This is a genomic window from Dyella monticola (assembly GCF_003363155.1).
GTDB classification, from domain to species: Bacteria; Pseudomonadota; Gammaproteobacteria; order Xanthomonadales; family Rhodanobacteraceae; genus Dyella_B; species Dyella_B monticola.
The window spans coordinates 313,071-330,722 of record NZ_QRBE01000004.1; the positions used below are offsets into that span (position 1 = coordinate 313,071).

General features: G+C 58.3%; 17 protein-coding genes and 1 pseudogene. 6 read left to right on the forward strand and 12 right to left on the reverse strand.

The window, feature by feature from the left end; genetic code table 11:
• The first annotated feature begins 426 nt into the window (after positions 1 to 426).
• A complete protein-coding gene (locus tag DWU98_RS09885) occupies positions 427 to 1,587 on the forward strand; it encodes a 3-keto-alpha-glucoside-1,2-lyase-like domain-containing protein (protein ID WP_147293281.1) in 1,161 nt (386 codons plus the stop codon).
• A 26-nt stretch (positions 1,588 to 1,613) separates the two neighbouring features.
• Here the strand turns inward: DWU98_RS09885 and DWU98_RS09890 are convergent, their stop codons facing one another.
• The 3 genes from DWU98_RS09890 to DWU98_RS09895 are packed head-to-tail and all read right to left on the reverse strand — an operon-like array spanning position 1,614 to position 3,813.
• Positions 1,614 to 2,609 carry an aldo/keto reductase gene (locus tag DWU98_RS09890; protein WP_115495375.1) on the reverse strand — a complete coding sequence of 332 codons (996 nt, stop codon included), beginning with the start codon at positions 2,607 to 2,609 and terminating at the stop codon, positions 1,614 to 1,616.
• Positions 2,610 to 2,612: 3 nt separating this feature from the next.
• The gene (locus DWU98_RS21685) at positions 2,613 to 2,807 is read right to left on the reverse strand and encodes a hypothetical protein (RefSeq protein WP_147293282.1); all 195 of its coding nucleotides are present in this window, start codon (positions 2,805 to 2,807) and stop codon (positions 2,613 to 2,615) included.
• Between the two features lie 16 nt (positions 2,808 to 2,823).
• Positions 2,824 to 3,813: an aldo/keto reductase gene (locus tag DWU98_RS09895; RefSeq protein WP_115495376.1), complete on the reverse strand. Its 990-nt coding sequence runs from the start codon at positions 3,811 to 3,813 to the stop codon at positions 2,824 to 2,826.
• An 87-nt stretch (positions 3,814 to 3,900) separates the two neighbouring features.
• Here DWU98_RS09895 and DWU98_RS09900 point away from each other — a divergent pair, with 87 nt between their 5' ends.
• The 3 genes from DWU98_RS09900 (at position 3,901) to DWU98_RS22220 (ending at position 6,175) form a co-directional block, all read left to right on the forward strand.
• Positions 3,901 to 4,794, forward strand: coding sequence for a LysR family transcriptional regulator (locus DWU98_RS09900; protein WP_115495377.1), 894 nt, complete (start codon positions 3,901 to 3,903; stop codon positions 4,792 to 4,794).
• Positions 4,795 to 5,128: 334 nt separating this feature from the next.
• Positions 5,129 to 5,599 carry a Fic family protein gene (locus DWU98_RS22215; protein ID WP_230474783.1) on the forward strand — a complete coding sequence of 157 codons (471 nt, stop codon included), beginning with the start codon at positions 5,129 to 5,131 and terminating at the stop codon, positions 5,597 to 5,599.
• 18 nt (positions 5,600 to 5,617) lie between these two features.
• Positions 5,618 to 6,175: a Fic family protein gene (locus tag DWU98_RS22220; RefSeq protein ID WP_230474784.1), complete on the forward strand. Its 558-nt coding sequence runs from the start codon at positions 5,618 to 5,620 to the stop codon at positions 6,173 to 6,175.
• A 127-nt stretch (positions 6,176 to 6,302) separates the two neighbouring features.
• Here DWU98_RS22220 and DWU98_RS09910 read toward each other — a convergent pair whose 3' ends face one another.
• From DWU98_RS09910 to DWU98_RS09925, 4 genes are all read right to left on the reverse strand, one after another.
• The gene (locus DWU98_RS09910) at positions 6,303 to 8,531 is read right to left on the reverse strand and encodes a hypothetical protein (RefSeq protein WP_115495378.1); all 2,229 of its coding nucleotides are present in this window, start codon (positions 8,529 to 8,531) and stop codon (positions 6,303 to 6,305) included.
• A 164-nt stretch (positions 8,532 to 8,695) separates the two neighbouring features.
• Positions 8,696 to 10,348, reverse strand: coding sequence for a serine hydrolase (locus DWU98_RS09915; RefSeq protein ID WP_158545024.1), 1,653 nt, complete (start codon positions 10,346 to 10,348; stop codon positions 8,696 to 8,698).
• The gene (locus tag DWU98_RS09920) at positions 10,338 to 10,973 is read right to left on the reverse strand and encodes a hypothetical protein (RefSeq protein ID WP_115495380.1); all 636 of its coding nucleotides are present in this window, start codon (positions 10,971 to 10,973) and stop codon (positions 10,338 to 10,340) included. The genes DWU98_RS09915 and DWU98_RS09920 overlap by 11 nt, the downstream gene beginning before the upstream one ends.
• 3 nt (positions 10,974 to 10,976) lie before the next feature.
• Positions 10,977 to 11,447 (reverse strand): RNA polymerase sigma factor, encoded by a 471-nt coding sequence (locus DWU98_RS09925; RefSeq protein WP_115495381.1) that lies wholly within the window; start codon positions 11,445 to 11,447, stop codon positions 10,977 to 10,979.
• A gap of 117 nt (positions 11,448 to 11,564) precedes the next feature.
• Here DWU98_RS09925 and DWU98_RS21950 point away from each other — a divergent pair, with 117 nt between their 5' ends.
• Positions 11,565 to 11,717 carry a hypothetical protein gene (locus DWU98_RS21950; RefSeq protein ID WP_158545025.1) on the forward strand — a complete coding sequence of 51 codons (153 nt, stop codon included), beginning with the start codon at positions 11,565 to 11,567 and terminating at the stop codon, positions 11,715 to 11,717.
• A 95-nt stretch (positions 11,718 to 11,812) separates the two neighbouring features.
• On the opposite strand, the gene DWU98_RS09930 is transcribed toward DWU98_RS21950, so the two are convergent.
• Positions 11,813 to 12,328: a hypothetical protein gene (locus DWU98_RS09930; protein WP_196239491.1), complete on the reverse strand. Its 516-nt coding sequence runs from the start codon at positions 12,326 to 12,328 to the stop codon at positions 11,813 to 11,815.
• Between the two features lie 79 nt (positions 12,329 to 12,407).
• Positions 12,408 to 13,085: a hypothetical protein gene (locus tag DWU98_RS09935; protein ID WP_115495382.1), complete on the reverse strand. Its 678-nt coding sequence runs from the start codon at positions 13,083 to 13,085 to the stop codon at positions 12,408 to 12,410.
• A 471-nt stretch (positions 13,086 to 13,556) separates the two neighbouring features.
• Here DWU98_RS09935 and DWU98_RS09940 point away from each other — a divergent pair, with 471 nt between their 5' ends.
• Positions 13,557 to 14,279, forward strand: coding sequence for a contractile injection system protein, VgrG/Pvc8 family (locus DWU98_RS09940; protein ID WP_158545026.1), 723 nt, complete (start codon positions 13,557 to 13,559; stop codon positions 14,277 to 14,279).
• A 94-nt stretch (positions 14,280 to 14,373) separates the two neighbouring features.
• On the opposite strand, the pseudogene DWU98_RS09945 reads toward DWU98_RS09940, so the two are convergent.
• The 3 genes and pseudogenes from DWU98_RS09945 to DWU98_RS09955 form a co-directional block, all read right to left on the reverse strand.
• Positions 14,374 to 14,517: pseudogene (locus DWU98_RS09945) on the reverse strand (RHS repeat-associated core domain-containing protein); the annotation flags it as partial.
• Between the two features lie 177 nt (positions 14,518 to 14,694).
• Positions 14,695 to 15,261, reverse strand: coding sequence for a hypothetical protein (locus tag DWU98_RS09950; protein WP_147293283.1), 567 nt, complete (start codon positions 15,259 to 15,261; stop codon positions 14,695 to 14,697).
• 16 nt (positions 15,262 to 15,277) lie between these two features.
• Positions 15,278 to 17,443, reverse strand: a complete 2,166-nt coding sequence (locus DWU98_RS09955; protein ID WP_158545027.1) for a DUF5675 family protein — start codon at positions 17,441 to 17,443, stop codon at positions 15,278 to 15,280.
• Between the last annotated feature and the right edge of the window lie 209 nt (positions 17,444 to 17,652).

Here is a 17,652-nt window from a genome sequence, read left to right on the forward strand (position 1 = left end):
CGCAGCCTGGAATAGGAACCGCTTGGCATACGCCGAGCATGATTCGAAATCGGGCGCACCATCATCCTTATCATTCTCGCAGAACGCACGTGCCATCCTACACGGACGCATCGACCACGCCCACCTACGCGACGCGCGCTCGATGGATTCACAACGGAAAAATATAGTTTTTCCAACGGGTATATCCGCGTAAATGTTACGAACTGGCCCAGGGACATCCTCAAACGGTCAAATGTCGACACCGAGCAGATGATGGGTGCCGCTCCTTATTTTAAGCGTAGTGACGATCGTCACCTTGGCTTCGAAAACCCAATCGGCGCGCGGATTTTCCATCTCGATACGCTCTCGATCCGCATCGCATCATCTCGCCGGACGTCAGCGGCATACGCCGCTAGGCTGTACGCACTCAACGTGTGGTGACTACCCGTGCAAAAGAGACTTATGTGTGCGGTCTGCGCGCTCAGTGTTTTCGGCGCCGCGTCGACCTTCGCTTCGACAGTCGCGCCCTTGCCGATTCCATTGGTGGCCAGCAGCTGGCAGGCAAGCGGCAATGCGACCTTCATCACCCGGGAAGCCTTCCCATACGGCATTCTTCAGGTGACCTCCGAGAGTGAGGCAGGCTTTGTCGCGCTGAAAGACAAGCACTTCGACAATGGCACCATCGAGTTCGATATCAAGCCCGTCGGGGAAGAAATGCCGGGCATTCGTTTTCATCAGCAAGACGGCGCCGATGCCGACATGCTTTATATCCGGGTGAGCCCTGACTGCCCCGCATCGCAGGACTGCCTGCAGTACGTCCCCATCATCAATGGCCGTGTGTTGTGGGACGTCTATCCGCAGTATCAAGCGTCGGCGCCTTTCCGCGAAGGCGAGTGGAATCACATACGCCTTGTCATTTCGGGCAAACGCATGAACGTGTACGTGAATGGACGAACCGAACCATCGCTACGCGTCACGCATCTGGAAGGCAACGTCAGCGCGGGAACGATCGCCTTCGAGGGTACCGCTTACTACGCCAACCTTACCCTTGCGCCCGGCGTAACGGATGGCCTTGACCCCAAAGCTCCGGTGGACCCCGCCGCGGGCGATCATCGCTATCTCGTCCGATGGCAAGGTACCGATCCCGTTTCGATGGACACGACGGACCATCTCAGCGTGTCGAACGTGCCGTCATCCCATGCCCACTGGTCACCGGTCAGGGCCGACTACGGCGGCCTCATCAACCTGAGCCGGTTTCACGCCCCAACAACCAAGCAGGCGCCGCCACAGGTGATCTGGCTGCGCACCACGGTGCAATCCGATCGCGAACAGGTACGGCACGTCGCGGTAGGCTGGCTGCGCGAGATTTGGGTCTTTGCAGACGGCAAGCCTGTATTTGCCGGCACAAACCTCTACAACGTTAAAGGTGGCCGCAGAGCACCCGATGGCCGTCTATCCCTGCAGAACGGCGGCTTCGATCTTCCTCTGCACAAAGGCGCGAACGACATCGTCGTCGCCATTGTTGGCAATACGCCTGACATGCGAGGACGTTATGGCTGGGGTTTCATCATGCGGATGGATCAAGCTGAGGGAATTACAGAGAAATAGCGCAGCGCGTCTCTAAGCACCCCGTGTCAGCGTCCGGTCATCTTCAACGCCGCTTCGGGCAGCCGTTCGCCTTCTACCTTGACCTTGGATACTTCCGTATCGATCTGCGCCAGATCTTCCGCACTCAGTTCACGACTGACAGCCCCGAGGTTCTCGTCAAGGCGATGCAATTTAGTGGTCCCCGGGATCGGAACGATCCATGGCTTTTGCGCCAGCAACCAGGCCAATGCGATCTGAGCGGATGTAGCGCCTTTGCGCTCGGCCACCGACTTGATTACATCCACCAGCGCCCTATTTGTCCGGCGTGCTTCGGGCGAGAAGCGAGGTACGATGTTGCGAAAATCGGTCGGGTCGAACGTGGTGTTTTCATCGATCTTGCCGGTCAGAAACCCGGCGCCCAGCGGACTGAACGGTACGAAGCCGATATCGAGTTCTTGCAGCAGCGGTAATAGCTCTGCTTCGGACCCGCGCCAAAAGAGCGAGTATTCGCTCTGCACGGCGGCCACCGGTTGCACCGCGTGCGCACGGCGAATTGTCTGGATGCCGGCTTCTGACAGCCCGAAGTGCTTCACCTTGCCCTCGGCGATCAGCTCCTTGACGACACCGGCCACGTCTTCGATCGGCACCTGCGGATCGACGCGGTGCTGGTACAGCAGATCGATGTGGTCGGTACGCAAACGCTTGAGACTGCCTTCGACCGCAACCCTGATGCGCTCGGGGTGGCTGTTGGTGCCACTGCCGCGTTCACCGGTCCGTGGATTGATATCGAAGCCGAACTTGGTGGCGATGATCACTTCGTCGCGAATGGGCGCAAGCGCCTCACCAACGAGATCTTCATTCGCGAAGGGTCCGTATGCTTCGGCCGTGTCGAACAGCGTGACACCGCGATCGTACGCAGCACGGATGAGCTTGATCATCGCTTGTCTGTCGGCAGGTGGGCCGTAGCCCGAACTCATGCTCATGCAGCCAAGGCCAAGGGCGGAGACGTCCAGATTACTGTTACCAAGTTTGCGATGCTTCATGGATTACTCCGTTTGTTGTTTCAGCCGGCCGGCGGCGACGCGTGTCTTTCCGTAGCGCGAGAAGTAAGCCACGAGCGTGCGCGAATCCGTTCGCTGCACGTCACCGCTGCTGCTCGTTTGCGCTGCAAGACCGATGCGTGGAAGGCTTGCGCGTGCTGTCATTACATCTCGCCGTGCAGGATCACGTGGGGATGTCATGTTCGCCTCCCGCGGATCAGCGCCCTACGCGTGCCTGCAACGCGGGCGGATAGCGGTCGCCTTCAACTTTGACGTTCTCCAGCAGCCTTGCGAGCTTGTGCCTGTCGTCGTCACTCAAGGTGAGAGCCACGGCACCGAGGTTCTCTTCCAGGCGGTGCAACTTGGTCGTACCCGGAATCGGCACGATCCACGGTTTCTGGGCGAGTAGCCAGGCAAGCGCGATCTGCGCCGGCGTCACACCCTTTTCCTTCGCAATCTGACCGAGCAGATCCACCAAAGCCTGGTTGGCTCGCAACGCTTCGGGCGAGAAGCGCGGCACAATGCTGCGGAAATCGTCGCTACCGAAGGTCGCGTCTGCACTGATCGCACCGGTGAGAAAGCCCCTGCCCAGCGGACTGAAAGGCACGAAGCCGATACCGAGCTCCTCCAGCGTTGGCAGGATTTGCTGCTCGGGCTCGCGCCACCACAACGAGTATTCACTCTGCAGAGCCGTCACCGGCTGCACCGCGTGCGCGCGACGTATCGTCTGCGCACCTGCCTCGGACAAACCAAGGTGCTTGACCTTGCCTTCGGCAATCAGATCCTTGACGGTGCCCGCCACGTCCTCGATCGGCACCTCCGGATCGACACGATGCTGGTACAGCAAATCGATCACGTCGGTACGCAGGCGCTTGAGCGAACCCTCCACGGCCACCCGGATGTGATCCGGCCGGCTATTGAGGTTCTGCTGCTTGCCATCCTCGCCGAAGGTGAAACCGAACTTGGTGGCGATCACCACCCTTCCGCGTACCGGAGCGAGTGCTTCGCCAACGACATCCTCATTGAGATAGGGGCCATAGACCTCGGCCGTATCGAAGAATGTTACGCCTCGATCCACGGCGGCACGGATCAGCGAAATCGCCGCCTGCCGCTCTGCGGGAGGCCCGTAACCATGGCTCAAGCCCATGCAGCCCAGGCCGACGGCAGATACTTCAAGTTGGCTATTGCCGAGTTTGCGCGTTTTCATAGTGTCCTCCATGCGAACAATGTAGAGCCCAGGGATTGCCAGCACTAGATGGCATAATCGGAAAGGGTTTATAACCGGAATGGATAAATGTCCACCGAAAGCTACGATCAGCTCGCGATTTTCTCGGTCGTGGCACGCGAGCGCAGCTTTACGCGTGCAGCGGCCCAGCTCGGCATATCACAGCCTGCGTTAAGCCGGGCCATGCGCCAGCTGGAAGAACGGCTGGGCGTTCGATTGCTAGCACGCACGACACGAAGTGTTTCGCCGACTGACGCGGGCGAGCGTCTGCTGCGAGTGATCACTCCTCGGTTCGAAGAGATCACTACCGAGTTGGCGTTACTCAGCGAATTCCGCGACAAGCCAGCAGGCAAGCTGCGCATTACGGCAGGCGAACACGCAGCGATCACCGTTCTGCAGCCTGCGCTCGCAAAGCTCCTGCCAGATCATCCGGACATCCAGGTCGAAGTCATCGTGGACTATGGCCTGACCGATATCGTGGCCGAGGGCTTCGATGCCGGCGTCAGGCTGGGCGAACAGATCGCCAAAGACATGATCGCCGTGCGCATCGGTCCCGACGTCCGGATGGCCGTGGTGGGATCGCCGAGCTACTTTGCCAAACACACGCGCCCCAAGACCCCGCACGATCTCATTCGGCACAACTGCATCACCATCCGCCTGCCGACCTATGGCGGCCTCTTCGCCTGGGAGTTCGAAAAGAAAGGCGAAGAGCTAAAAGTACGCGTCGAAGGCCAACTGATATTCAACAACATTGCCATGCGCCTGGACGCCGCCCTGAAGGGGCTAGGACTGGCATGCATGCCCGAAGACGTGGTGCAGGCACATGTCGCGAAGGGCCGGTTGATACGTGTGCTCTCTGACTGGTGCCCGTCGTTTCCGGGGTATCACCTTTACTATCCGAGCAGGCGTCAGAGTTCGCCGGCCTTTACGTTGTTTCGTGATGCCTTGCGTTACGCGGGGTGATAGCTCATTCGCTTGAGCGTCTGAGTTCATCCCTGTAATGCAGCGCCGAACAAATTTGATGATGACGACATATGCCCTCCCAATGGGCATCTAGGCGTCTATGGATGGACGACAAATCAGCTCGTCTTTAATGGGCGCAAGAATCTTGACGACAAGCAGCCTTGGCCATACAGCGTGAACAACAAACTTGCTTGTTGTTAATGATATGCCATGTCGTTAACAACAAGCCGCTTAAATATTCGCAGGTACTCAACAATGAGCCTAGACACCAGTCAAGCCGTCCGCTACCACCTCGGCAAGTTCCCCGCCCGTCCAGCCGGACCTGGCTCGTTTGATGCCGGGGCTGCTGAAGGCTACTGCCGCACTGGCCCGCTATGACCAGATGCTGGGCAGCCTGCACAACAGCGAACTCTTCCTCACTCCCTTGCGCGGCCAGGAAGCAGTGGTTTCCTCTCGCATGGAAAGCATTATCAGCACCCTGGACGAGATCCTCCAATTGGAGGCCGGGTATGACGACGACAATGCGAGCGCACCTCTGGAGTTCCGCTCTGACGCTATAGAAACCCTACTGTATCGGCGTGCACTGAACACCGCGCAATCTCGCTTGGAACAGGGGCAACCCTTATCCGAATCGCTGCTCAAAAGCATTCATCGGCAATTGCTTTCCTTCGGGCGTGGTGCCGACAAGTCGCCCGGTGCCTACAAACACGAACAGAACTACATCGGTGAACGCGGAAGCCGCAAAGTAAGCTTTGTGCCGGTAGCGCCCGAGCATCTCGCAGGTGGCATGGAGGCATTGTTCTGACTCATCGGTGACGACACCATGCCCGTGCTGCTTCGCACCGCGCTGGCCCATGCCGAGTTCGAAGCGTTGCATCCGTTTGAGGATGGCAATAGTCGCGTTGGCCGCATGCTGGTTACCCTGATGCTATGGAAGGGGAAAGCCATTGCGGCGCCGCACTTTTATATAAGCCGTTATTTTGAGGATCACAAAGACGAGTATCTGGATCGTCTGCGAGGAGTGTCTTACGAGAACGACTGGGATGGCTGGTGCGAGTTCTTCCTCGACGGCGTTGAACAGCAAGCAATCCGCAATCTGGAAGCTGCGCAGGGTATCAGCGACTTCTACGCGGAGATGAAGCCACGCTTTATCGACCTGTTAGCATCCAAGTTCGCTGTTGCTGCTTTGGACTATTTGTTTACGAACCCGGTGTTTAGCAACAGCCGCTTTACTCGAAGCGCCGGCATTCCGCCACAGACCGCAGCGCGCTTCACTCGCGTTTTGCTGAACGAAGGTTTGCTGCAAGTCGTGCGCGAAGCAGCGGGACGCCGTCCGGCGATACACCGCTTCGAACCATTGATGAAACGAGTCCGGGTGTAAGTCGGTCACTTGGTTAACCAGCTCAGATCACCAACGCATAACGCTCAACGCGCGTGTTGACACCGCCTCGCCGGGACCGATCGTACCCCACGCCACTTGGGGCCATGCACTCTCTAAGTAGGGTGATTCAAAGCGATGATGTCGGCGATGGATCGTTGGCGGAGATGCCGGTCGACTGGACATCTAAAGTCAACGTCGCTTGGGTAGCGCCGGGAGCGTTTGATTTCAGCTCCACCTTGAACAACCCCGCATGCGGGTCGCGTACGGTCGACAGGATGGTTGCACCGTTGGCGTGCGCAACCACATTGCCTCGCGCGTAACCTGCCACGGTGACTGTTTTATCGTTGGCCGCGAACACGAGTTTCAGCCGCGCGCCGTGGGTAATGTCTTCATACGAAGCGACGCGCTTGCGCCCCATCGTGACAAATTTGCCGATGTCGCCGATGACAGCGATACCCGATGCGGAGACCGGGGCAACAACGCGATAGGCGAACGCGTCAGGTCCGGTCAGTTTTCCGCTGATGGCCTGCTTGCTGTCCACCAGCGCAAGTGTTTCTGACATGGGATCGAACACGGCGACGGTTCCGCTGTAACCCAGCGCCATCGGTGTGACGGAAAAATCCATCGACGGCTTGGAGGGATCGGCGGCGAACGCCAGGAGGTAGGTGGTCGTATGCTGACCATGGCGCGTAACGGTCGCGGCGATGATCGGTGCACCTGTGTGCTGCGCCTCGCTCAGATAGCTCGCGTCGAGCGGCATGAGCGGTTCGTCAGGTTTGACGATCTGGCCATCGCCGCGCGCGACCTTGAAGATGTTGGTGCGATCGAGATCTTCGAAGGCATCACCCACGCCGACCGGACCGCCGGAGAGGGTCGCGAACAATATCGCGGCGGTATCTTTCGACGGCAGCACATCCGTCGCCGGCCACGCGCCCAGCTCACGGATAAACCGCGCGTTGAAGGCCAGCTGCGTCCATCGATCGCGGGTCAGGCCATCGCCAGCAGCGCGGATGGTCGTGAGATTCGGGTATTTCACGCCTTGCAGCATGTGCAGGGGATATGCCATGCAGTACTGCATGGTGATGCCGTGCGCGGCCATCGCCGATGCCATGCCATCCATGAAGCGCTCGCCCTCGCCCGGCACGTTGTGCAGTGCCGGCGAAAATTTGTAGGTCGCATCGAGCCAATCCTGGAGATAGACAGCGATGCCGCTTTGGGCGGCGTAGTCGGCAAGTTCCTTCCAATAGCGCGGGTCCACGGCGGCAGCGCCGGAGATTTCAAAGCGCTTTCGATACGGGCTGTCTTTGTCGATGAAGCGGTTGTGCGCGAGGAAGGGCAACTGAACGCGCGCATGGAATTCCGCCAGCCCCTTGGGGAATACGCCAGGCTGCGCTTTCCATTCGAGCAGGCCGCCGTAGCGATTCCAATCCTCGTCGGGCAACGCGGGGTTCTTGATCCGGCCGACCCTCTGCTCCGGGTTCCACGAACTCTTGGCATACCACCAGCTGTCGAGCTGCAGATAGCCGAACGGGTACCCGGCCTTGCGCGTGCGTTCGATGAATCGCACCAGCGATTCTTCGTAATTGAGGCCTTCGGCATAGTCGTAGTTGTAGTAGTAGTGGCCGCCTGCGTTATCGGTGAGTACACCGATAGAGCGCAGGATGGGATCGGCCTGCGCGGAGGCGGGGCGGCGATGGTAGAACCCGCGCAACGCGCTACCCCAGGCATCGTAGGTCGTGGCGATATCCGGCCCCGCCGCCACGAGTGCCGTCGACGTGAAGCCGGTAGGCAGGCGTTGCACTTCCGCGTTGAATCCGACCGCGACACGCGTCCTGGCGTCGCCGAGCATGCTCGCGAGGAAGAAATGCGATGCCGGCGAGAGGATGAGTGCGTGGCCGCTTTGGTCAAAAAGAACCCAGGGTGTCGACACATCCTGTGGCTGGTCGAACACCGCTGGCGCGAAATTCACTTGCCGATGCGAAAGCGAATGCAATCCGGCAGGCACTACGTTGAAATCCGGAAATGCTGGCGGCGCTACGGCGTGACTTCCCACCGCTTTCCACGAAAACAGCAGGGCACCCGATGTGCCCGGCGCAGGAGAGACGGTCGCTTCGATGCCCTCGGCGAGCGTGAAGCGCAGGTCCGTGGCGGAGGTGACCACGCGCGACGCACCGCCCGGTAATGTGCCCGCAAAATGCAACGCACCGTCATCGAGCGTGTAGGCACCGGTTGCATCGTCGATCGCGAAGATCAGGCCGCCGCTCTTGATCTCATGTTGCGTGGCCAGACTTGTTTTCGGCAAAGCGAGGCATGCCAGGAACAGGAACACGACGGGGAAACCAAGGCGGCTTTTCATGGTGGCGATGCCCGAAGAAGTCGCCGAATGATTGTTCTTCCCGTGGGATCGCGTCAATGAAACCGCGGCGCCGTTGGCGATGCAGCGCCACTATGACGCACCCTGGTCCGGGATCGGCCATCGACACCGATTGTCCACGCTTCTTGTGCAATTTTGCGGCGCCCCTAATCACCGACCTTGGGAGCGCGCTTGTCCGCGCCATTTTGATGCAGGATCAACGCATCGACATGGCCATGCGCATCGCGCTCAAAATCGATTTTTGCATCGACCACCCGATAAAAGAATTTATCGCGTGCACTGGCGTAGACCGGGAAAGCCGGTTGCTCGCCAAGCTTCACCATCAGTTGGCCATTCTGCACCGTGACAACAAAGAGGGCATTGGGCGCCAATTGGTAGCGCCCCGTGTAGTTGCCAAGCGTGCCCGGATCGATGGCTACTTGCTTGTTTCCGCGCAGGGCATCGGCCTCTTGAGCACTTAATTTCGGCGCGAGGTGATCGCCATGCTGGTGCAGCATCAGGCTGTCCACCTTGCCTTGTGCATCGCGTTTGAAGCTGATGCGGATGTCGCCCACGCTGGCGAAAAATTCGTCCTTGGCACTGGCATAGAACGGCAACGCGATTTGTCCCGTTGCTTGCAATACCAACTCGTTATTCAGGCGGAACACATTAAGCACCATGGTGGGGGTAAGTCGATACGCCCCTTGATACTCGTCAAGCACCTGCGTGGGTAACGCAATGTTCTTGTGTGCGGCAGCGAGCGGCCAACCGGCGCGCAGGGTCGCAAAACCTAAATCATCCACCACCGTTGCCGTATTGGTAAGGATAACGACGCCATGTCGGCGGTCGGCCGTGAATCCGATAAAGCTTGCGTAACCGCCTGTCATGCCGTTGTGCCAGATGACGTCGCCATCGGGGCCATGCTGCGTCATCCAGATCAAGCCGATCTTGTTCTCCGGTCCAGGGCCAGAGGTTCGCGCGGTCTGCGCCAATTGCATCGCGGGATATAACGCTGAAGGCGTTAATCCCATGTTCGCCTTCAAATAACGCAACATGTCGTTAGCCGTGCTGCGAATGCCGCCTGCAGCCGCGAACAGCTTTAGGTTCCAACTGCTGACGGGCTTGCCTATTGCGTCGTGTCCCTGTGCGAGACGGCTTTGCATCGCGGCGTCGTTGGTGATGGCAGTGCTGTTCATGCCCAGGGGAGTGAAGATTTGTTCTTGCACGAGTGTGTCGTAACGGGTTCCTGCATGGCGCCCCAATGCATAGCCGAGCAGCGCCCCACCAAGGTTGGAGTACTCGTATTTCGCGCCTGGATCGCGCGGTAACGCGTATGTCGCGAGAAAGGTTTTTAGCTGGTCCAGGCCGTAGTCGGCATAGGGGTCGTCCATATTCGCGGGATGGAAGTTCGTGGGCATGCGCGGAAGCCCCGAGTTCTGCATCGCCAACTCGCCTAGCGTGATCGGCTTTCCGTCACGCGCAGGTAGCTTGAAGTCCGGCAATAAGCTTGCAACCGGTTGATCCAGGCGCAGCTCGTTTTTCGTGACGGCCTCGGCGAGCAGCGTTGCGGTAAAGGTCTTCGTGACCGAGCCGATCTCAAACACAGTATCGCCCGTCGGGGCCTTGCCATCGGCCAGTTTGCCGTAGGTGTAGATACCACTCCGATCGCCATCGACCACGGCAATCACCAGGGCCGGATATTCGCCGTCGTTGACGCGCTGCTGCGCGGCGGCATCGACACGTGGAGGAAGCGCTGGCGATGCCGCGCCAGCGGAGCCTGCGGCGGCAAGCAAGACAGTCGCGATCAGCTTACGGTTCATCATGGTTTCCCTTGGCAGGATGAGTGGTTTCGTCGGTGGCCTCCAATGCGGCCAGTTCGCGGCTGGTTGCCTCGATCTCAGCCACGCGGCGGCGAAAATTGTGCTTGGCAGCGCGTTTGTTCAGGCGTTCGATGGCGACGTAAACCACAAACACGACGCCCAGGTAGATCAGCGCGCCCCGCGTCCATCCGCGCTTGCCAATGGTCAGCCCGGCAATGCCCAGCATGCAGGGCGCGAGGTACCACCACGCGACCTGCTCGAGCATGCGCGCCTGCGCCAGCAGGGCTTGCTTCTGGCGTTCCAGATAGCGCTGCGGGGCCAAACCGGGATCGTTGCGCGGCAACAGGCGCCGCGCACGCCACAACCGCCATGGCACGTAGAACAACCATGCAAAGAGCAGTGCCGCCGATGCTTCCATCAACACCACGCCCGCATGCACGGCATCGCGTAGCCAGCCGAAGACGACCGGCATCAGCGCAAGCGCGACGACGGTCTCGATGCCGTCGCGCCACAGGATGCGTCGCCGCAACCGCTGCACGCGGCGAAGGGTGTCCTCGACAGTGGAGGCGGATAGCGGCGTCACCGCGGTGCGCTGCCACTGACCTTGAAGATCTTTCCAGCTCATGGGTTAGGGCTCCAGGTAGCGCTGGCTGAATTGCTGTTTCAGGCGAGTCATGCGCACGGCCACCGCGCCGACACTCAGGGCCAACACTTCGGCGATCTGCTCGCGCGTCATGTCTTCCAGATCCATCAGCAACAGCGCGCGATCGATGCCGCCCAGCGATGCGAGAAACTCGCGCAGCACATCCAGCGAATCATGCGTTGCACCGCTATCGCCAAGACTGTCGGGAACCTCGCCGCCCGATGGCATGCGGGGCTTGCGCCGATGGCTGATGGCGGTGTTCAAGGCCACCCGGTAAACCCAAGTAGATAACTGCGCGCGGCCGTCGAAACTGTCCAGGCTCAGCCATAGCTGCACTTGGATGTCTTGCAACAGATCCTGCCAGTCGGCCGGATCGGCATATTGGCGGGCCAGCCGTTCAAGACGTCCTTGATTGTCGTCCAGCAGGCGCTGGAAGCGTACGTCGCTTGTGGGCATGTTCCAGGATCCGTGGGCTTGCTATCAGGTGAGTCGCAATCGGATGGGATTTTTTACAAGCGGGAGGGCGGGTATACGAGTACCGCCGGGACGGACGCCAAAGCACGGGGGCTTGCAATGGGCTGGCCCGATGCCATCACTGCGTACGAATGGATCGTCGCTAAGGTCACGCACAAGGTCGATGGCAACGGCGGCTACCTCACTTCGCTGGAATTGGAAAACAAGGCGGCGGCGGCCGACCATGCCGCCGTAGACGATGATGTGATGTAAGCAACCGTTCTGATCATGCCGCCTGTGTCGACATCTGCGACCAAAATACTGCACATTCAAATAAGTAACGATCAAAAGTGCGTCCAGATTTCTCGTCAGTAGTAGGAGCTATTCTTGAATGCTGCACGGGTTGCCTGGATGCCGCGACGACATGATTCCGCCATCGTCTGTTCCCGTTTCCCGTTTGCTTTGCCAAGTGCACGTTCCAAACGGTTTAAATACGCATTAATACCCCCGTCAGGAATTTTCACCTCAAAGGTAAACGTGCATAGTCGCTCAACTGTGTACTTTCCATTATTGCTGAGCACTGGCAACACCTTAAAGGGACGCACAGGGAGAGCGTCGGAGAGGGCTACCCCTAAATCTTCCCCAGCCTCTCCATCTGTCACTGGATCAAGCGAGGCATAGACCTTCAACCAACCGTCACTTCCTGACGCTACGCCTTGCTGAATTACTTTCCAACGAGGCTTGGCGTAGTAGTCTTTCAACGCCTGCTTGGAACCTACCGATGAAATATGAGCCAGTACCATATCTGATGTCAGTCGACCTTGTGCTACCGCCACAGCGGTTAAGGTGGCGATTAGAAGTGCAATCGAAATTACATATTTCATATCGTCTCCTATTGGCCCCTTCCAAGATCAAGCTTCCCCTCAGCACTTCCGAGTTGAATATGCAGTTCAAACCAAACGTTTAGCCTGCAAGATTTACTACAGAAACGACCTGGCATGCCCCGCAAGCGAAATACACAAGCTGCACGAAATCATCCCCAAAAAAGCCTCCATCGTTAGAAAAACATTTGTTGCCTATTGACGCAATAAGGGGCATTTCTTGGCTGCATACCGCGCAGCGCTTGCCGTTAATGTCCGGCCGCAAAAGAAAAGGCAGTCCTCCAAACTGGTGCGTTGGTACTGACAACTCAGAAGCCCTGTTGCTTTCGAACTTGAAACCAGCATCCCCTTCGGGGTCATTTAAAATAGATATGAGAAGCCTATCGCCATCCTGGATCGGGCTAAGTCCAAACGGCACGGCTGAAAAAACTATCGGATAGCTGTCGTACGGAAAGCCCTCGAAGTCGTCAACACCTGCAACAAAATCGATTATTTTCACGCGATTTCCAACGTATTGATACGAGAGATCGCCCTTGGAGATATTGCACTTCCATGAGTACAAGAAGTGCAACACAGGCACATCAAAGCCAGGGACGAAGAATCCTCCCGCTTCGAGTCGAATTGCGGCATGCTGAGTCAGAGGAAGGCCATTGTTGGGTGATATCGCACCGCCTATATCGCATAACCCGCCGATGGTCACTGGACCTTCTTGAGTGATATCACCCAAGAAATAGCCGTTGTCCGCTAGAGTTTTGAGCATCAAAGTCTCTTTTTAAATCCGATCACGGCTCAATGATGACTGGAAGTTCAACTGGTTCGACAGGTTGGACAGTAGGCGGAACTGGTGTCGCAGATGGTTGCGCAGCCGTTGGCACCTCCGGAAGTGGCGCCTGTTCATTCGGCGTTGTCAATTGTCCACCAGAAGCTATCTCTTGGTTGAAACGGGCAATTTCAGGATGGCTCCGAAGGTAGTCAAGGAAATTTTGAGCCACGTCCTTGGAAACCTGCTGCTCATTGGCTTTCGTCGCTTCACAAAACCTATTCCACGCCTGTCTCGCTATGCGATTGTAAGCAGCGTGCGGCTTACTCCAGCCATGCGGATCCGCGGGCTTAATAACTGCGTCATCAAAGAGCTGCGAGGCATCGCGAGATAGATTGCGTAATCCACGCCATATCGATTGGGGAAATTCGTGATGCCCCGGAGCAAGCCCAAGCAAATCATAGTTATCCAGTGGACCTGATCGCGGGCGAGCATGACCTCACGCCGCACGTGTCGGATGCGCTAGCCCGCGAGCCGGTATCGCAACTCGATCAAACCGAAAGCGACATGGCGCTGTTGAAACGCCTAGGTAAACACTGGGATGCGGTCGCCACCGTCAAGAAGGGATATCTGCTTTTTGCACCCATCGGTCACGGTAAAACAACCAGCGGCACGGATTTGCCAACGGTGACATTGCAGCGCGCAAGCGGTGACCGTCATCACTTCCAGGAGATCGACCGGAGCGCATATACCGGCGTGCGAGCGCGCTGGTATGACATGGATGGTGCACGCGGCCATCTGGCGCTGGCCGGCACGAATGGACACGTGAAGATCCTGCGCGGCGATTACCCCACCGAAGCGGACGCCAAGCGCGCCGCCGAGGCTGAACTGGCGCGGGTGAAGCGTGGCGCCGCCACCTTCACGCTGGATCTGGCCATCGGTCGTCCGGATATCTTTCCGGAGATGCCGGCGAAGCTCATGGGCTGGCCCGACGCTATCACCGCCTACGAGTGGATCGTAGCCAAGGCGACGCACAAGCTCGATGGCAGCGGCGGCTATCTCACGTCACTCGAACTGGAAAACAGGGTGGCAGTTGCCGATCATGCCGCCGTAGACGACGGCGACGACAATACCATGGACAGTTCCGACGATTCCCTGGCGTCACTCCTGCGTACGCCGCAAGGTCGCGATTGACGCAGTGGTTTTCCAGACACCATTTGCCTGTAGCCACTCACTCCTCGTTTTTTAGATGATCAATCGCTGGTACCGCTCTCGGGAAGCACGAGGGTCACACTGTTCTTGACGTGAACTTACCAGCACGCAACCCAAGCGGATCACTTTCTATATACCGACCTGTAGTCCAGTCGTAGTCACGATGGACGTTGTAGTTGAGCCCGGTCTCCGTGTCGAAGTATTGCCCGGGGAACCGTACCCTTGACGCACCCCTGCGCCGACGCCGGTGGCTTTCCTAGATACGGCGCGGGTTGGCGAGCACGGTGAGCATAGGCTGAGACGCATTCCTGATGATTTTTCCTTGAGACGGTTTTGTACGCACTCGCTCTCGCACAGGCAAGAGCAAGCAGAATTTCAGTACCTCGCCCGCCTAGTGTCAATGTTGCGATGACTTAATCTCACCAATAAAGTCGTCAATAGCTTTCAGTGCGGCGGACTTTCGAATTACCAGATCTGAGCGCGTGACCTTGTTAACTTTGCTTCTTCGGGCTTGCATCGCAGATAGTTGAGCCGCCTGATTGTCGCTCATCGATAACGGAAGCATGGTCAAAGCGTCCGTTAGCTCATGCGGGCTAATGAGCCCTTTGTTTGCAAAAGCCAACAAGTCGGTCATGCGAGTATCAGAGAAGTCGCCCAATGCCACGAGGGAGTCCTCCAAGTTTCCACCATCGAGCGACTTGAGATTTTTTGCAAGATAGCTAGCAGCTGAGTAATTTCCGCTGCTTACGCTGTCGAGTAGTTTTTTAAGATTTGAGTTGGACTTCCCAATGATCTGCCAGCACTGATCACCGACATTTGGACCAAGTGCCGCCAGGGTTCTTTCATCAGGATTAGCTAAAAATGCACTTGCATTTGCCTGGCAGGCCCGCGTACTTGGAGCGGCGCACACAACACCTGCATTCACCAGCAGCGCCACGAGAAGCCAGTTAATTTCCTTTTTCATGATTCGCATATCCCAATTACAAGGGTGGGCCGGGCAAGCTGTTATCAAAAGGAACATAACTTGGTGTCGATGGCGGAAGAACGTTTACAGATATGTTACCCGTGCCATCCTCACTGACGATGTTCAGGATTGACCTCAATGCATTTTGACTGTCACCTATAAAATCCGTTCTATGCGTATTTCCCACACCAAAGCAGCCCTTGAAATCGCGTGGATAGTTGCCGTTGTGAATCTGGATGTTTTGGTAGCCCGGAACATTCTCCAGTTCCAATCTATTTGGGTTGTGGTCTGCTCTTAGAAATGCATCGTACGTGCCCGCCGGTATTGGCCCCTTGTCACCGTTGTCGCCCGCGTGAGCATTCTCCATCGTGTAACCTGAATAGGTGTCCGATGTTTGATCGCTCGTCACAGTAATTGTGCCTTGCATACTATTTCCGGTTGAGGAGTAGCCTTGGCGTTGAATAGTGATCGTGACATCAAGTCCTGAAGGGTCTATCCAATACAGCGGATTGTTTCGAGCGTAGTCGTACGTGCTTATTTGATTGCCGAATAAGCCCATCGGATCGCTCTCGATTTCCCGCCCACTCGCCGAGTCGTAGTCGCGATGTCCGTTGTAAAACAGGCCAGTTTCTTGATCGAAGTATTGCCCCGGGAATCGCAGGTTGTAGGTGTACCCATTGGTCGTCGGCGCTTGCTCGTTCCACGCATTGCCCTGATACGCCAGCTGCCACTCCGTATTGCCATTGCTGTCCGCAATCGCTCGTGGCGTGCCCAGCTGATCGGCCGTGACGTAAGCGACCGTGCTGGTTGTCCCAGTGGTATCCACATTCGCCACCGGGATACCGCCCATCCAGATGTAATCCCGGCTGGTCGCGCCGTACTCGGCCAGCAGCTGACTGCCTTCGTTGTAGTCGTAGCGTTCGGTCACGGTGCCAGTGACTTTCTGGATGCGCTGGTTGAGCGCGTTGTAGGTGTAGTTGGCAATGGTGCTGCCGGCGAGCTGGGCCACCGTGAGGCGATTGCGGTCGCTGTAGCCAAACCCGTAGGTGCTGCCGGCTTGGGATATCGCCGTGGTGTTGCCATTGGCATCGACCGTGCGCGCGGCATTGCCGGTGGCGATCAGCTGATGCGTGTTGGGGTTGTAGCTGTAGGTACCGGTGGCCAGGCCGCTGCCGGTCTTGCTGGTGCGGTCACCGGTTGGATTGTAGGTGACGCTCTCCAGCACGCTGCCATTGGCTTCGGTGATTTGGGTCAGGCGGTACAGGGGGTCGTAGCTGTAGGTTTCGGTGGCCGGGTTGGCGCCTGCGGCATTGCCGATGGCGGTGATGTCGCCCATGGCATCGCGGGCCACGTGCAGGCTGAAGGCGGGACTGGTGAGGTCGGTCAGCCGGTAGTTGGCATCGTAGCTGCGTGTGATGGTTTGGCCGTTGCCCAGGGTGTAGCCGCTGACCGGGCCGAACGGTTGGTAGGTGACGCTGCTGACCGCTGTGCTGGCGGTGCCGCCAGCGGGGGTGATGGTGACGGTCTGGATGCGGCCATCGCCGTCGCGGGTATAGGTGACTTGCGTGCCGCTGGGGTAGGTAATGCCGCTTAGGCGCTCGGCGGCGCTGTAGCTGTAGGCGGTGGTGTCGGTGCCGGCGGCGGTGATCTGTTGTTTCTGGATCACCTGGCCCTGGGCGTCGTAGCAGTACACGGTGGTGACGCTGGCTTCGACGATGCGGGTCAGGTGACCGATCGGGTAGGAGGTGCCGCAGCCGGTGACGCTGTTGGCCTCGTCGTAGTGGTAGGTGATGTTCTGGGTGGTATCGGCGTAGCTGGCACCGAGGCGGCGGTTGTCGGCATCGTAGGTGTAGGTGACCGTGTTGCCGTTGGCATCGGTGCCGGTGAGCACGTTGCCGGCGGCATCGAAGGTGCGGGCGGTGACGCCGGTGTCGGGACTGCTAGTAGCGGTGGGATCGGAGAGGCCGTCGTACTGGTAGGTGGTGGTAAGGCCGCTGGGATCGGTGACGCCGGTCAGGCGATCCAAGGCGTCGTAAGTGTAGGTGGTCGTGGTGTTGGCGGTTTGCGCCATCGCCGGTGCGATACAGGCGGCGATCACCGCCGCCACCGCTACCTTGGCGAACACGCGCATGCGGCGTCGAGCCGTCGTCACCCCGTTGTGTCGACCTCGTGTTCCCATCATGGCCATCGCTCCGTGCTCTTTCCCTGTGAGTGGCGCTACCGGTGTCCTTGTGTGCGACGTGACGGACGAAGCCTTTACTGTCTGTATGTGATCCATAGCCGCGTCCTTGTCAGTTCGTGCCGTTGTAGTTGTCGATCGTCTGCACCAGACGATTGAGCGCGTCGTAGCCGAGCTGGCGTTGAATGCCCAGGCCGTCGCTGCTCTGGACC

Coding starts and splice junctions, on each gene's coding strand:
- DWU98_RS09900 (WP_115495377.1), top strand. CDS start 3,901: ATGTCCACCGAAAGCTACGATCAGCTCGCGATTTTCTCGGTCGTGGCA.
- DWU98_RS22215 (WP_230474783.1), top strand. CDS start 5,129: ATGCCGGGGCTGCTGAAGGCTACTGCCGCACTGGCCCGCTATGACCAG.
- DWU98_RS09925 (WP_115495381.1), bottom strand. CDS start 11,447: ATGCCCACAAGCGACGTACGCTTCCAGCGCCTGCTGGACGACAATCAA.
- DWU98_RS09950 (WP_147293283.1), bottom strand. CDS start 15,261: ATGAAAAAGGAAATTAACTGGCTTCTCGTGGCGCTGCTGGTGAATGCA.
- DWU98_RS21685 (WP_147293282.1), bottom strand. CDS start 2,807: ATGACATCCCCACGTGATCCTGCACGGCGAGATGTAATGACAGCACGC.
- DWU98_RS09910 (WP_115495378.1), bottom strand. CDS start 8,531: ATGAAAAGCCGCCTTGGTTTCCCCGTCGTGTTCCTGTTCCTGGCATGC.
- DWU98_RS21950 (WP_158545025.1), top strand. CDS start 11,565: ATGGGCTGGCCCGATGCCATCACTGCGTACGAATGGATCGTCGCTAAG.
- DWU98_RS09920 (WP_115495380.1), bottom strand. CDS start 10,973: ATGAGCTGGAAAGATCTTCAAGGTCAGTGGCAGCGCACCGCGGTGACG.
- DWU98_RS09890 (WP_115495375.1), bottom strand. CDS start 2,609: ATGAAGCATCGCAAACTTGGTAACAGTAATCTGGACGTCTCCGCCCTT.
- DWU98_RS09935 (WP_115495382.1), bottom strand. CDS start 13,085: ATGCTCAAAACTCTAGCGGACAACGGCTATTTCTTGGGTGATATCACT.
- DWU98_RS09915 (WP_158545024.1), bottom strand. CDS start 10,348: ATGAACCGTAAGCTGATCGCGACTGTCTTGCTTGCCGCCGCAGGCTCC.
- DWU98_RS09895 (WP_115495376.1), bottom strand. CDS start 3,813: ATGAAAACGCGCAAACTCGGCAATAGCCAACTTGAAGTATCTGCCGTC.
- DWU98_RS09955 (WP_158545027.1), bottom strand. CDS start 17,443: ATGATGGGAACACGAGGTCGACACAACGGGGTGACGACGGCTCGACGC.
- DWU98_RS22220 (WP_230474784.1), top strand. CDS start 5,618: ATGCCCGTGCTGCTTCGCACCGCGCTGGCCCATGCCGAGTTCGAAGCG.
- DWU98_RS09930 (WP_196239491.1), bottom strand. CDS start 12,328: ATGAAATATGTAATTTCGATTGCACTTCTAATCGCCACCTTAACCGCT.